The organism is Limnohabitans sp. (assembly GCF_017848645.1).
Classification (GTDB): domain Bacteria; phylum Pseudomonadota; class Gammaproteobacteria; order Burkholderiales; family Burkholderiaceae_C; genus Limnohabitans_A.
Window position 1 is genome coordinate 1 of sequence record NZ_JAFEIF010000022.1, and the last position, 11791, is coordinate 11791.

Here is an 11791-nt window from a genome sequence, read left to right on the forward strand (position 1 = left end):
GGGGGCTGAAATTTCAAAATACGAAAAGAAAATCGGGCAAATCGTGAAGCGGGGCAACAGGGCCCCTCTGACGACGTGAGTATTTCAGCAGCCTGCTAGGCCGTTAACATGCAGGGTCTGATTTCCGGGAGAAAAAATGATCCAGCTCTACATCGCCAACAAAAACTACTCGTCCTGGTCCATGCGCCCCTGGGTGCTGCTGCGCCAGGCGGGCATTGACTTTGAAGAGGTCTTTGTCCGCTTTGACAGCTTCGCGCCCGACTCGCAGTTCAAGGCCGCGCTCAAAGACGTGAACCCGGTGGGCAAAGTGCCCGTGTTGGTGCACGATGGCCTGGCCGTGTGGGACACCCTGGCGATTGCCGAATATGTGGCCGAGCAATTTCCTGAAAAACAGCTTTGGCCTGCGGACCGCGCCGCTCGGGCACGTGCCCGCAGCATCTGCGCCGAAATGCACAGCGGTTTTACGGGCCTGCGCAGCGCCTGCCCCATGAACATCGAGGCACACCTGCCCGACATCGGCGCTTTGGCCCTGCGCGACAAGCCCGCCGTGCGCGCTGATCTGGAACGTATTTGCAGCCTCTGGAGTGGTCTGCTGCAAGAACACGGCGGCCCCATGCTGTTTGGCCAATTTTCTGTCGCCGACGCCTACTTTGCCCCAGTCGTCATGCGCCTGAAAACCTACGCCCTGCCGGTGCCAGCCGACGTAGCCGCCTACATGGAGCGCGTGTGCGCCCTGCCCGGCGTCAAAGCCTGGATCGAAGAGGCGCTGGCCGAGCAGGATTTCATCGACTTCGAAGAGCCTTTCCGGCTTTCTCGCTGAAGGCAGACACGGACATGCAGGTTTTTGTCGTCGGCGGTGCGGTGCGCGATGCCTTGATGGGTGAACGCGTGAACGACCGCGACTGGGTGGTGGTGGGCAGCACGCCCGAGGCCATGACCGCGCAGAGCTTTGTGCCTGTGGGCAAGGACTTTCCGGTGTTTTTACACCCGCAGACCCGCGAGGAATACGCGCTGGCCCGCACTGAGCGCAAGACGGCACGGGGCTACAAAGGCTTTGCGGTACAGGCCGCACCCGATGTCACGCTCGAAGAAGACCTGGCCCGGCGCGACCTCACGGTCAATGCCATGGCCGTGTCCGAGGCACTGGCACATCAGCCGCCCAGCACCTGGGCTGGACACATCGTTGACCCTTATGGCGGACAACAAGACCTGCAATCCAAGGTGCTGCGGCATGTCACGCTGGCATTTGCCGAAGACCCTGTGCGCATCCTGCGGCTGGCACGCTTTGCAGCGCGCTTTGCCGACTTTTCTGTGGCGGGCGACACCATGGCGCTGATGCGCCAGATGGTCGAGGACGGCGAAGTCGACCACCTGGTGCCCGAACGCGTCTGGCAGGAGTTGGCACGCGGGTTGATGAGCGCCCAACCCTCGCGCATGTTCGCGGTGCTGCGCGACTGCGGTGCGCTCAAAGTCTTGTTGCCCGAGCTGGACCGCCTGTGGGGCGTGCCCCAGCGACCGGAATACCACCCCGAGATCGACACGGGCGTGCACATGATGATGGTGATGGACATGGCTGCGCGGTTGAACATGCCGCTGTCGGTGAGTGTGGCCTGCCTGATGCACGACCTGGGCAAAGGCACCACGCCCACTGATGTCTTGCCCCGCCACATCGGCCACGAAGGGCGCAGCGTCAAACTGCTGCAAAAGGTGTGTGAACGCCTGCGCGTGCCGACCGACTGCAAGGAACTGGCCGAGGTGGTGGCACGTGAACACGGCAACATCCACCGCAGCGCCGAGCTGGGGCCAGAGGCCTTGATGCGATTGCTCGACCGTTGTGACGCCATTCGCCAGCCCGAGCGCTTTGCACGGGTGCTGCAAGCCTGCGAATGCGATGCACGGGGACGGCTGGGGTTTGAAGAGGCCGCTTACCCGCAGGCCGAACGCTTGCTCAAAGCCCAGCAGGCCGCGCTGTCCGTCGAAACCGCGCCCATTGCTGAGGCTGCGGCGGCCCAAGGCCTGAAAGGCCCCAAGATTGGTGAGCAGATCGCCAAAGCGCGCGCCCAAGCGCTTGCAGCTTCTCTGTAGGAGCGGTCTCTGACCGCGATCAACCCGCCCCAAAGGCTTCGCGGTCGGAGACCGCTCCGACAAAGCCACATTCAAAGGTGCGAACGCGTCCAGTCGGCGATGTCTTGCGCCGTGCGGAAAGCGCCAGCCTGGCGGGCGACTTCCTTGCCGCCGACAAACAATGCGAGTGTGGGGATGCTGCGGATGTTGAAGCGGGCGGCGATGGCCTGCGCTTCTTCGGTGTTGAGTTTGGCCACCCGCACCTGGGGCTCTAACAGGCCAGCGGCCTGCTCATAAGCCGGGGCCATCATCCGGCATGGACCGCACCAAGGGGCCCAAAAATCGACCAACACCGGCGCATGGCTGCGGCCGATGTGCTTATCGAAACTGGCAGCGTCCAGTTCCAACGGATGGCCGTCAAAAAGAGGTGTGTGGCACTGTCCGCAATCGGGTGCGTTGTGCAGGTCGGCCACACGCACGCGGTTGGTGGTGTGGCAGTGCGGACAAACAATGTGCAAAGCGCTGGCTGAATCGGTCATGGAATCCCCTGTATTTCAAAAACACTTGGGGGCCATGCTGCACGATTCAAGGTCCGGGGGCCCTGACTCAGGTCAAGACCCGGCGCGGGACTAGCTCAGCGCGCTGGAGGGCGGCGCGGCGCCATGGGGGCGCGACCCGCCAGGTGACGGAAGCTGATGCGGCCTTTGCTCAGGTCGTAAGGCGAGAGCTCGAGCGTCACACGGTCACCCGCCAAAATGCGGATGTGGTTCTTGCGCATCTTGCCGGCCGAATAAGCAATCAGTTGGTGGCCGTTGTCCAGGGTCACGCGAAAACGGGTGTCGGGCAACACCTCGTTGACCACGCCCATCAGTTCAATCAGTTCTTCTTTAGCCATTTAAAACGTCTTTCTCAAAGCAGGATCGGTTTTGTCGTCTGGCGCTCTACCCACAACATGCCTTCATCGAGGGCGTATTGGCTGGCGGCGGCCGGGGTGGCGAATTCGGGCACAAACCGCATCACGCGGTCGGTGCTGGCGCTGCCACGGCCACTGGCCACGGACACTTGCGCGCCAAATGCGCCATTGGGCAAAGCCCTGGAGCACGGCTGAATTCGGAATTTTCCCATGGAGATGGGTTGGTGTGAACAATATGAAATAGTCATGTATTTTAACGGAGGGGGTCGAACCGCTTTTTTCGGCCCTCTAGGGGGCTGTGCAGCGGCACGGGTCTTGGCATGTCCTGCTGCCAAAAAAGCGCCCCCATAAGCAGCCCTGAAGGCCTGCCCAACAACAGCACCGTGCAGAGGTGCGTGAAAAAGGAAGCAAAAAAATCGTCTGGGCCCAGCTCTTCAAAAGCATGGCGGGCGATTTGCACAGTGGAGGACAAGACTGGCATCCCTCTGCCGGGATGCGCTATCGGCTCAGTAAGAGCGAGATAGGCATAAGTCGCCATTGGCGTGCTGCACTGTAACACGTTCGTCTATGGGCTGCTTTTGCCCCCTTGGCCGCTCACACCCAGCGTGCGATGCCTGCCGCCACCATGCTCAGCAGCAAGGTGCTGGTGATGGGGATGAAAAATTCGCGGCCAAACAGACGAAAGCGAAAATCCCCGGGCAGGCGACCAAAACCCCATTTTTGCAACCACTTTTGCAGGCCACTGAAAATGATCAGGGCCAGAAACACCACAATGAGCCAGCGCAGCATCGTTTGCCTCGGTGCCGGTTACAGGCGGTGCGAGCGGTCGCCCCGGGCAAAGCCCTGGGCCGACCAGTCGGTGGAAGTGGAAAAACCGATCACCTTGAACAACTCGCCCATTTCATGCTCGTTGATGAGGCGCTGGGCCTGGCTGCGCGCGGCCAGACTGGCGGCGGCCATGCGCTCGGCCAGCCCCAGATTCAGCAAAAACCAGGCTTGACTGGCATAACCCAGCACCTGCAGACCAGCGTTTTGGCCGGCCAAGGCCACCCCGGTAAAGTTGACATGGGCGGTGATGTCTTTTTGGCCCACCGCCACCAAGGGGTTGTCGTCAGCCTGGTGCAATTGGTGGCACATGACGGTGCCCATGTGGCGCTGAGGGTGAAAGTATTCGGCCTCGGGGAAGCCGTAATCCAGAAAGAACGCTGCCCCGCCGCGTCCGGCCAGCAACCGCTCGGCCAGGCTGGTGATGAAGGCCTCGGCTTGGGGGTGAATCTCGGTCAGATAATCGTGCTTGCCTTCAATGTCCACAGGCGGACGCAGGTCGGTCAGGCGGTCTTGCCAAGCGAATTCTTCAGCGGTGCTGACCACCCCGCGCTCGTGCCAGACACCCTGAGTGCGCTGCAGCAGCTGCACCGGCATGGCGTCCAGCACCTCGTTGCCCACCACCACGCCCTCGATGGCATCGGGCCAGGCGTCCAGCCAACGCACTTTGCCTGCGTGTTGCAGCAAAGTGTCGGCCTGGCGGGCACGCAAAGTGCCCGACAAGTCGATGATGGTGTAACGCTTCACGGCGTCGCCCAGACTGTCCAGCAATTGCAAGGCCAGGGCTCCGGTGCCCGCGCCAAATTCCCAGACTTCATCCGTGCCTGTGGCCGCCAGTGCCTCTTTCACCTGCACCGCCAGGGTCTGGCCAAACAGGGGCGACATGCCCGGCGCGGTCACGAAATCGCTGCCCGAAGCGGGCATGGCGCCGAACTTTTGCAAGGCGTTGGTGTAGTACCCCAAGCCCGGCTCGTACAAGGCCATGGCCATGAAACGGTCAAAACCGATCCAGCCACCGGCTTGGGCGATGGCCTGATGGATCAGCGGGGTCAATTCAGAAGGGGGATGGGGGTTCGGCGTGCTCACGCAGCGATTGTCGCCGAAGGCGTACGGGGGTTTGCTGGGGTGCCGGGGGCCCAATCCATGGCTTGCCCGATAATTCAGCCCTTTGTCACCTTGGATGTTCCTGCGCAGTCCCATCTGCCCAGCCCCCCTTCATGAAACAAGTTCTGGTCACCGGAGGCGCTCACCGCCTGGGCGCAGAGATCGTTCGCCAATTCGCAGCGGCGGGCTGGCGCGTGTGGTGCCATTACCAACGCTCCGCAGCTGCGGCGCAGGCCTTGCAGGCCGAGCTGCAGTCGCAGGGCGCCAATGTCGAACTGGTGCAAGCCGACCTGGCACAAAGTGCCGAAGTCGAGCGGATGATGGTCCACATCACACAGACCACTGGGCCGCTGGACAGCCTGGTGAACAACGCCTCGCTGTTCGAGCCGGACGAAGGCACCAACATGGACCTGCCCGGTGCACGCCAGCAACTCGAAGTGAATTTGATCGCACCCATGCTCTTGGCCTCGCTGATGGCCCAGCAGGCCGCGCCCAAGGCCACGCCCGGCCAGCGCAGCGTGGTCCACATCCTGGACCAGAAGGTGTTCAACCTGAACCCGGACTATTTTTCGTACACCGTGTCCAAACTGGCGCTGGAACGTGCCGTGGCCCTGCAGGCGCAAGCCTTGGCCCCCTTGCGTGTGTGCGGCGTGGCCCCGGGCCTGATGTTTTTGAGCGGCCCGCAAACCCAAGAGAACTTTGACCGCAACAGCCGCGTGAACCTGCTGCGCGAGCCGATCGACCCGGCGCAGGTGGCGGCCACCTGCCTGTTTTTGGCACAAAACCCCTGCATCACGGGCACCACGGTGTGTGTGGACAACGGCCAGCACCTGGTGCCTTTGGCGCGCGACGTGATGTTTTTGGGTGAACCGAAAGACGCTGCATGAGCGAGCTGATGACCGACTTGGCGCTGAACTGCCGACGCCTGTTTTTGCGCAACCACACGGTGGATGTGCGCATTGGTGCGCACGACTTTGAAAAGTTCGGCCCCCAGCGCATCGTGTTCAATGTGGAACTGTTCGTGCCCTACAGCGCGTCCACCCCCACGCAGGACGACCTGGCCGAGGTGGTGGACTACGACTTCATCCGTGAGGTGATTGCGCGCCGGGTAGCCCAAGGCCACATCGTGTTGCAAGAGACTTTGTGCGACGACCTCATGCGCGAGCTGATCGCCCACCCGCATGTGCAGGCGGTGCGCCTGTCGAGCTGCAAACCCGATGTGTACCCGGACTGCGAAGCGGTTGGGGTGGAAATTTTTCAGACCAAAAGCCCGACATGAAAACCCCAGCCGGACACCAAACCCTGGAGCTGACCGGTTTGCGCTTTGACGCGAACCTGGGCATCCTAGAACATGAAAAAATCGACCCCCAGCCGATCCAGGTCGATGCCGAGCTGAACCTGGGCACACAACCCCTGCTGCCCAGCGACGACGACATCCACCATGTGCTGGACTACCGCAAGGTGCGCAAGATCATCATCGATGAGTGCACCGCTGAGCACATCAACCTGCTCGAAACCATGATCGGCAAACTCTCGAACCGCCTGATGCAGTTGCCCGGCGTGTTGGGCGTGCGCGTCAAGATTGCCAAACTTGAAATTTTTGAAGACTGCGAAGTGGCCATTCGCATGGAAACCGGACAGTGGTGAACCTCATGAACACAGACACAGAAAACGACAACGCCTGGGTGCAAGCACAAGCCGAATCAGAGGCCGCCAAGGCCATCAAGATCGAACGCGAAACCCACAAGCTTGAAAAACGCCTGTGCCGCCAAATGGGCCAAGCGATCAGCGACTTCAACCTGATCGAAGCGGGCGACCGCATCATGGTCTGCATGTCGGGTGGCAAAGACAGCTACGGCATGCTCGACATCTTGCTCAAGATGAAAGCCCGCGCCCCGGTCGACTTTGAACTGGTGGCGGTCAACCTGGACCAAAAGCAGCCGGGTTTCCCGGACCACATCCTGCCCGCTTACCTCAAAGAGCTGGGCGTGGAGTTCCACATCGAGACGCAAGACACGTATTCGATCGTGAAGGACAAGATTCCCGAAGGCAAGACCATGTGCAGCCTGTGCTCGCGCCTGCGCCGGGGCATTTTGTACCGCGTGGCACGGGAGCTCAAGTGCAACAAGCTCGCGCTCGGCCACCACCGCGACGACATGCTGCAGACCTTCTTTTTGAACATGTTTTTTGGCGGCAAGCTCAAGGGCATGCCCCCGAAGCTGGTCAGCGACAACGGCGAGTTCATGGTGATCCGCCCGCTGGCCTATGTGGCCGAAACCGACCTCATCCGTTGGGCAGCGCACCGACAGTTCCCCATCATCCCGTGCACCCTGTGTGGCAGCCAGGAAAACCTGCAACGCCTGCAGGTGGGCAACATGTTGCGCGAGTGGCAAAAGAAACACCCTGGCCGGATTGAAAACATGTTTTCGGCTTTGCAAAATGTGGTGCCCTCGCATTTGATGGACGCCAAGCTGCACGGCTTCAAGGACCTGAAAATCACCGGCATTGAATCAGACGACGGCGACAAGGCGTTTGACGAGGAAGAGTTCAAGGAGCCCTCTTTGCCGGGCATCCAGGTCATCTCGATGTAATTCTTTAGGGGTCAGCGCATGCACACAGCAACTCGGCAGTTCACGCGGTGGTTTTCGTTGGCCTTGGCCGTGGTGGCCTTGACGCTGGTGACGGGCTGCGCCTCGATGCGCCTGATCGACAGCGATGTGGTTTCTGTGGCCGCCGTGCCGCCCGGCATGAGTTTGCAGGGGGCCAAATACCGCTTTGAGCGCCTGCCCTCGCAGGTGCACAACCCGGAAGCCGGTTTGGCCGAGCAGCAAGCCCAAGCCGCCATGACGGCTGTGGGTCTGGTGCGTGATGACGCCGCCGCCAGCCTGAGCGTGATGGTGGGCTTCAGCGGCACGCAGTACCTGGCCGACCCTTGGGGCCGTCCTCTCGGGCCGGGCTGGACACCTTACGGCAGCATCGCCATTGGATCAGGCTTTGGTGGAGGCTTTGGCTCGCACATCGGTCTGGGCATGGGCATGCGCTTTCCGCCGCCGACCCATTACCGCCGAGAAGTCAGCGTCGTCATGCGCGACCTGAAATCAGGCCAAGTGGTCTATGAAACCCGCGCCAGCCACGCCGGCCCCTGGAGCGACAGCGTGCCAATTTTTGCCACCCTGTTCCAGGCCGCACTGGCCAACTTCCCCAACCCACCGGCTGGCCCGCGCCGGGTCAACATCGAACTGCCGCGCTGAGACCCAAGGAATTTATGGAACCGACCCGAATTTTGGCGATCCGCCACGGTGAGACCGCCTGGAACGTCGACACCCGGCTGCAGGGCCATCTGGACATCCCGCTCAATGACGTGGGCCTGCGCCAAGCGCAGCACCTGGCCCAAGCGCTGGTTCAGCGCGATGCCATCGATGCAATTTATGCGAGCGACCTGTCGCGCGCCCACACCACGGCCCAAGCGATTGCGAAGGCCATGGGCCAAACGGTGACTGCGCACCCGGGTCTGCGTGAACGGCACTTTGGTGCATTTCAAGGACGCACTTTTGCCGAAATCGAAGCCGAGTTGCCCGAACACGCTTGGCATTGGCGCAAACGCACGCCGGACTGGACACCGCCCGATGGCGGTGAATCTTTGATGGCCTTGCACGAACGGATTGTGGCCACCGTGGACGAGCTGGCCGCCCGACACCCTGGCCAACAAGTCGTCATGGTGGCCCACGGCGGCGTGCTCGACATTCTGTACCGCGCCGCCACCCGCCTGGACCTGCAAGCGCCGCGCACTTGGGCGCTGACCAACACGGCCGTCAACCGGTTGCTGTGGACACCGCAAGGCCTGTCGCTGGTGGGTTGGGGCGACACCACCCACCTGGACACTTTGGCCAAAGACGAGTCGTCTTTATAAAGCGCTGTTTTGCAGCGCAGCGATGCGCTGCTCGATGGGCGGGTGGGTGCTGAACAGCTGGCCAATGCCGCCCGCAATGCCCATGGCGGCCATGCTCTTGGGCAATTCGGCCGTGTGCACACCGCCCAAGCGGGCCAGTGCGTTGATCATGGGCTGCTTGCGGCCCATCAACTGCGCGGCGCTGGCGTCGGCGCGGAACTCGCGCTGGCGGCTGAACCAGGCCACGATGATCGCAGCGAGAAAGCCCAGCAAAATGTCCATCACGATGGTGGTCACGTAGTAGCCGATGCCGGGGCCGGAATTTTCGCTGTCACCCTTGCGCAAGAAGCTGTCCACCGCATAACCCACGACGCGGGAGATGAACACCACGAAGGTGTTCATGACGCCCTGGATCAGGGTCATGGTGACCATGTCGCCGTTGGCGATATGCGCCACTTCGTGGGCAAGCACGGCCTCGATTTCTTCGTGCGTCATGTTTTGCAGCAAGCCCGTGGAGACGGCCACCAAGGCCGAGTCACGGAAAGCGCCCGTGGCAAAGGCATTCGGGTCGCCTTCAAAAATGCCCACTTCGGGCATGCCGATACCGGCTTTGTCGGCCAGTTTGCGAACGGTGTCCACGATCCAGGCCTCGTCAGCGTTGGCCGGCTGGTCAATGACCTTGACCCCCGATGACATTTTGGCGATCCATTTGCTCATGAGCAAAGAAATGATGGCACCACCAAAGCCCATGATCAGCGCAAAACCGAGCAAAGCGCCCAGATTCAGGCCGTTGGACGTCAAAAAGCGGTTGACGCCCAGCAAGTTGGCGACGATGCCCAGCACCAGCACCACGGCCAGGTTGGTTGCAACGAAAAGAAAAATGCGTTTCATGTTGAGTTTCACTTTCAGCCCGAAAGACGCGGGCGCGTTGGGGGGAATATTAGGGTGTCAGACTGCAAAATCAAGCCGAGGGCGTGATTTCCGGATTGGCGTACGGTTTTTCTGACAGGCGCGGGCTTCTCCGAGGACGAAACACGCTGGCATCGGCATAGAACGCCGGGTCTTCGTTGGCCAGCCACCAGCCGGGCACACCCAGCAAGGGCAAGGGGCTGAAGGGTTTGCAGGCCAGTTTTCCGGGCGTAAGGTCTTGCGCCAGCCAAGCGTCGAGGTCGGCTTGCGCCACGCCTTGCGGCACGCGCCACAGGTGCACGGTGATCGACTTGTAGGGTTGCACCGCTTTTTCAAGCGCGGCATGGCCAAAGGCCCAAAGACATGTGTGCGCCCACTCATTGCGAAAACCTACAAAGGCATCGATCCAGCGGTGCTCAGTCAAGGCAGACCACACCGCATCAGAGGTCTGAATCAGCAGCGCGTTCTCGTCGAACACGGTCGCGGCATCACGCACCGGGCCACGCACCTGGCCCACCCCGGTGCGAGCGATTTCGCGGGCCTGCAAGTGGTTGAGGCGCTTTTTGGCCAACGGAAACTGCATCCAGCACAGGGCGTTGAAGAAGTCGTGCAAGCCCTCGCGGGTAGGCACCTGGCCCGTGGCAAAAATGAAGTCTTCGTAGGCCTGGCCCTCGGGCAAATCGGCTTGTGGCACAAAACGCACGGGGGCACGGCCCGCCGCGTTCAAGGCCTCGGGCTGGGCAACGCTCGCCACCACTTGCCGTGCGATGGGCTCACCTACCGCCCGCCAGTCGGCCAGCCAAGGCGCGTCCCAATCGATGTCGGACACGCCCAAGCTGGAGGCGGGCGCACAGCGCTGCCCGGCCCGGTTGGGGCTCAGCCCGCCACCAGACGCCACGGCAGACTTTCTCCCGAACGCAGGGGCTTGAGTTCGGCCTCACCAAAAGCAAAGCTTTCAGCAGGTGTCCAGCTTTCGCGGCGCAGGGTGATGGTGCCGGTGTTGCGTGGCAAACCGTAAAAGTCGGCCCCGAAGAAGCTGGCAAAGCCTTCGAGTTTGTCGAGCGCGCCCGCCTGATCAAACGCCTCTGCGTACATCTCGATGGCGGCGTGCGCGGTGTAGCAACCGGCGCAACCGCTGGCGTGCTCTTTGAGGTGCGCCGGGTGCGGGGCGCTGTCGGTGCCCAAGAAGAACCGGGCGTTGCCACTGGTGGCGGCTTGCACCAACGCCAGGCGGTGGGTCTCTCGCTTGAGCACCGGCAAGCAGTAGTAATGCGGGCGCATGCCGCCCAAGAACAGGGCGTTGCGGTTGTACAGCAGGTGGTGCACGGTGATGGTCGCACCCAAATTGGCGTCACCAGCGGCCACGTAATCGGCGGCTTCTTTGGTGGTGATGTGTTCCATCACGATTTTCAGTCCCGGGAAATCACGGCGCAGCGGGATCAGCTGCTGCTCGATGAACACGGCTTCGCGGTCGAACAGGTCGATGTCGGACGAGGTGACTTCGCCGTGCACCAGCAGCAGCACGCCTTCGCGCTGCATGGCTTCGAGCACGGGGTAGATCTTGCGCAGATCGGTCACGCCCGCGTCGCTGTTGGTGGTGGCGCCAGCCGGGTAGAGCTTGCAAGCCACCACGCCTGCGGCCTTGGCACGGGCAATCTCTGACGGGGCCAGGTTGTCCGTCAGGTACAGCGTCATGAGCGGCTCAAAAGTCATACCCGCTGGCACGGCGGCTAGGATGCGCTGCTTGTAGGCCAGCGCCTGCTCGGCGGTGGTCACGGGCGGCTTGAGGTTGGGCATGATGATGGCGCGGCCGAACTGAGCGGCGGTGTGTGGCACCACCACGTTCAGGGCGGCACCGTCGCGCACATGCAGGTGCCAGTCGTCGGGGCGGATGAGGGTGAGTTCTTGGGTCATGGGGCGTATTGTCTCAAACCTGCCGTCGGCTTGACGTTGCTGGTCCCAGAGATGGGGTCACGGGTCAGGGCTCCTGGGAGAACGGCTCGTGGAACCCAAAGTGGGTTACAGGTCGGGGCTCCTAGGAAAACGGCTCGTAGAGCCAGAGGCGGGGCTGCGGGCCAGGGCTCATA

Annotated in this window: 16 protein-coding genes; 8 read left to right on the top strand and 8 right to left on the bottom strand. The window is 62.0% G+C overall.

Annotated elements, in window-relative coordinates:
* Window positions 1–136 precede the first annotated feature (136 nt).
* Together QZ190_RS05520 and QZ190_RS05525 are read left to right on the top strand one after the other, a co-directional pair.
* A complete protein-coding gene (locus QZ190_RS05520) occupies window positions 137–820 on the top strand; it encodes a glutathione S-transferase family protein (protein ID WP_291914493.1) in 684 nt (227 codons plus the stop codon).
* A 14-nt stretch (window positions 821–834) separates the two neighbouring features.
* A complete protein-coding gene (locus QZ190_RS05525; RefSeq protein WP_291914495.1) occupies window positions 835–2085 on the top strand; it encodes a multifunctional CCA addition/repair protein in 1251 nt (416 codons plus the stop codon).
* Between the two features lie 71 nt (window positions 2086–2156).
* Here QZ190_RS05525 and trxC read toward each other — a convergent pair whose 3' ends face one another.
* From trxC to QZ190_RS05550, 5 genes are all read right to left on the bottom strand, one after another.
* Window positions 2157–2603 (bottom strand): thioredoxin TrxC, encoded by a 447-nt coding sequence (trxC, locus tag QZ190_RS05530; RefSeq protein ID WP_291914497.1) that lies wholly within the window; start codon window positions 2601–2603, stop codon window positions 2157–2159.
* Window positions 2604–2698: 95 nt separating this feature from the next.
* Entirely contained in the window at window positions 2699–2959 is a 261-nt protein-coding gene (gene infA / locus QZ190_RS05535; protein ID WP_019426546.1) for a translation initiation factor IF-1, read from the bottom strand.
* Window positions 2960–2973: 14 nt separating this feature from the next.
* The gene (locus QZ190_RS05540) at window positions 2974–3189 is read right to left on the bottom strand and encodes a hypothetical protein (protein WP_231624533.1); all 216 of its coding nucleotides are present in this window, start codon (window positions 3187–3189) and stop codon (window positions 2974–2976) included.
* 382 nt (window positions 3190–3571) lie between these two features.
* Window positions 3572–3766: a DUF2905 domain-containing protein gene (locus QZ190_RS05545; protein ID WP_291914509.1), complete on the bottom strand. Its 195-nt coding sequence runs from the start codon at window positions 3764–3766 to the stop codon at window positions 3572–3574.
* Between the two features lie 18 nt (window positions 3767–3784).
* Window positions 3785–4942 carry an SAM-dependent methyltransferase gene (locus QZ190_RS05550; RefSeq protein WP_291914511.1) on the bottom strand — a complete coding sequence of 386 codons (1158 nt, stop codon included), beginning with the start codon at window positions 4940–4942 and terminating at the stop codon, window positions 3785–3787.
* Window positions 4943–5019: 77 nt separating this feature from the next.
* Between QZ190_RS05550 and QZ190_RS05555 the strand changes: the two genes are divergently transcribed.
* From QZ190_RS05555 to QZ190_RS05580, 6 genes are read left to right on the top strand one after another with little or no spacing between them, the layout of a single operon-like run.
* The gene (locus QZ190_RS05555; RefSeq protein ID WP_291914512.1) at window positions 5020–5793 is read left to right on the top strand and encodes an SDR family oxidoreductase; all 774 of its coding nucleotides are present in this window, start codon (window positions 5020–5022) and stop codon (window positions 5791–5793) included.
* Complete coding sequence (locus QZ190_RS05560; RefSeq protein ID WP_291914513.1) at window positions 5790–6185, top strand: dihydroneopterin aldolase; 396 nt, start codon at window positions 5790–5792, stop codon at window positions 6183–6185. Before QZ190_RS05555 ends, QZ190_RS05560 begins: the two co-directional genes overlap by 4 nt.
* Window positions 6182–6553 carry a dihydroneopterin aldolase gene (locus QZ190_RS05565; RefSeq protein WP_090141612.1) on the top strand — a complete coding sequence of 124 codons (372 nt, stop codon included), beginning with the start codon at window positions 6182–6184 and terminating at the stop codon, window positions 6551–6553. Before QZ190_RS05560 ends, QZ190_RS05565 begins: the two co-directional genes overlap by 4 nt.
* A gap of 5 nt (window positions 6554–6558) precedes the next feature.
* Window positions 6559–7497, top strand: coding sequence for a tRNA 2-thiocytidine(32) synthetase TtcA (ttcA, locus tag QZ190_RS05570; RefSeq protein WP_291914514.1), 939 nt, complete (start codon window positions 6559–6561; stop codon window positions 7495–7497).
* A gap of 18 nt (window positions 7498–7515) precedes the next feature.
* The gene (locus QZ190_RS05575; RefSeq protein ID WP_291914515.1) at window positions 7516–8157 is read left to right on the top strand and encodes a DUF4136 domain-containing protein; all 642 of its coding nucleotides are present in this window, start codon (window positions 7516–7518) and stop codon (window positions 8155–8157) included.
* A 14-nt stretch (window positions 8158–8171) separates the two neighbouring features.
* Window positions 8172–8816, top strand: a complete 645-nt coding sequence (locus QZ190_RS05580; RefSeq protein ID WP_291914516.1) for a histidine phosphatase family protein — start codon at window positions 8172–8174, stop codon at window positions 8814–8816.
* Here the strand turns inward: QZ190_RS05580 and htpX are convergent.
* The 3 genes from htpX to pyrC form a co-directional block, all read right to left on the bottom strand.
* Window positions 8811–9686: a protease HtpX gene (gene htpX, locus QZ190_RS05585; RefSeq protein ID WP_291914517.1), complete on the bottom strand. Its 876-nt coding sequence runs from the start codon at window positions 9684–9686 to the stop codon at window positions 8811–8813. The two genes, QZ190_RS05580 and htpX, sit on opposite strands and share 6 nt — an antisense overlap.
* A 70-nt stretch (window positions 9687–9756) precedes the next feature.
* Window positions 9757–10602 carry a DUF3025 domain-containing protein gene (locus tag QZ190_RS05590; RefSeq protein WP_367114229.1) on the bottom strand — a complete coding sequence of 282 codons (846 nt, stop codon included), beginning with the start codon at window positions 10600–10602 and terminating at the stop codon, window positions 9757–9759.
* Window positions 10581–11618: a dihydroorotase gene (gene pyrC, locus QZ190_RS05595; protein ID WP_291914518.1), complete on the bottom strand. Its 1038-nt coding sequence runs from the start codon at window positions 11616–11618 to the stop codon at window positions 10581–10583. Before pyrC ends, QZ190_RS05590 begins: the two co-directional genes overlap by 22 nt.
* Between the last annotated feature and the right edge of the window lie 173 nt (window positions 11619–11791).

What these genes read in the sequence shown, in the direction of transcription:
- QZ190_RS05520 (WP_291914493.1), top strand. Translation starts at nt 137, where the DNA reads ATGATCCAGCTCTACATCGCCAACAAAAACTACTCGTCCTGGTCCATG.
- QZ190_RS05525 (WP_291914495.1), top strand. Translation starts at nt 835, where the DNA reads ATGCAGGTTTTTGTCGTCGGCGGTGCGGTGCGCGATGCCTTGATGGGT.
- trxC (WP_291914497.1), bottom strand. Translation starts at nt 2,603, where the DNA reads ATGACCGATTCAGCCAGCGCTTTGCACATTGTTTGTCCGCACTGCCAC.
- infA (WP_019426546.1), bottom strand. Translation starts at nt 2,959, where the DNA reads ATGGCTAAAGAAGAACTGATTGAACTGATGGGCGTGGTCAACGAGGTG.
- QZ190_RS05540 (WP_231624533.1), bottom strand. Translation starts at nt 3,189, where the DNA reads ATGGGAAAATTCCGAATTCAGCCGTGCTCCAGGGCTTTGCCCAATGGC.
- QZ190_RS05545 (WP_291914509.1), bottom strand. Translation starts at nt 3,766, where the DNA reads ATGCTGCGCTGGCTCATTGTGGTGTTTCTGGCCCTGATCATTTTCAGT.
- QZ190_RS05555 (WP_291914512.1), top strand. Translation starts at nt 5,020, where the DNA reads ATGAAACAAGTTCTGGTCACCGGAGGCGCTCACCGCCTGGGCGCAGAG.
- QZ190_RS05560 (WP_291914513.1), top strand. Translation starts at nt 5,790, where the DNA reads ATGAGCGAGCTGATGACCGACTTGGCGCTGAACTGCCGACGCCTGTTT.
- QZ190_RS05565 (WP_090141612.1), top strand. Translation starts at nt 6,182, where the DNA reads ATGAAAACCCCAGCCGGACACCAAACCCTGGAGCTGACCGGTTTGCGC.
- ttcA (WP_291914514.1), top strand. Translation starts at nt 6,559, where the DNA reads ATGAACACAGACACAGAAAACGACAACGCCTGGGTGCAAGCACAAGCC.
- QZ190_RS05575 (WP_291914515.1), top strand. Translation starts at nt 7,516, where the DNA reads ATGCACACAGCAACTCGGCAGTTCACGCGGTGGTTTTCGTTGGCCTTG.
- QZ190_RS05580 (WP_291914516.1), top strand. Translation starts at nt 8,172, where the DNA reads ATGGAACCGACCCGAATTTTGGCGATCCGCCACGGTGAGACCGCCTGG.
- htpX (WP_291914517.1), bottom strand. Translation starts at nt 9,686, where the DNA reads ATGAAACGCATTTTTCTTTTCGTTGCAACCAACCTGGCCGTGGTGCTG.
- pyrC (WP_291914518.1), bottom strand. Translation starts at nt 11,618, where the DNA reads ATGACCCAAGAACTCACCCTCATCCGCCCCGACGACTGGCACCTGCAT.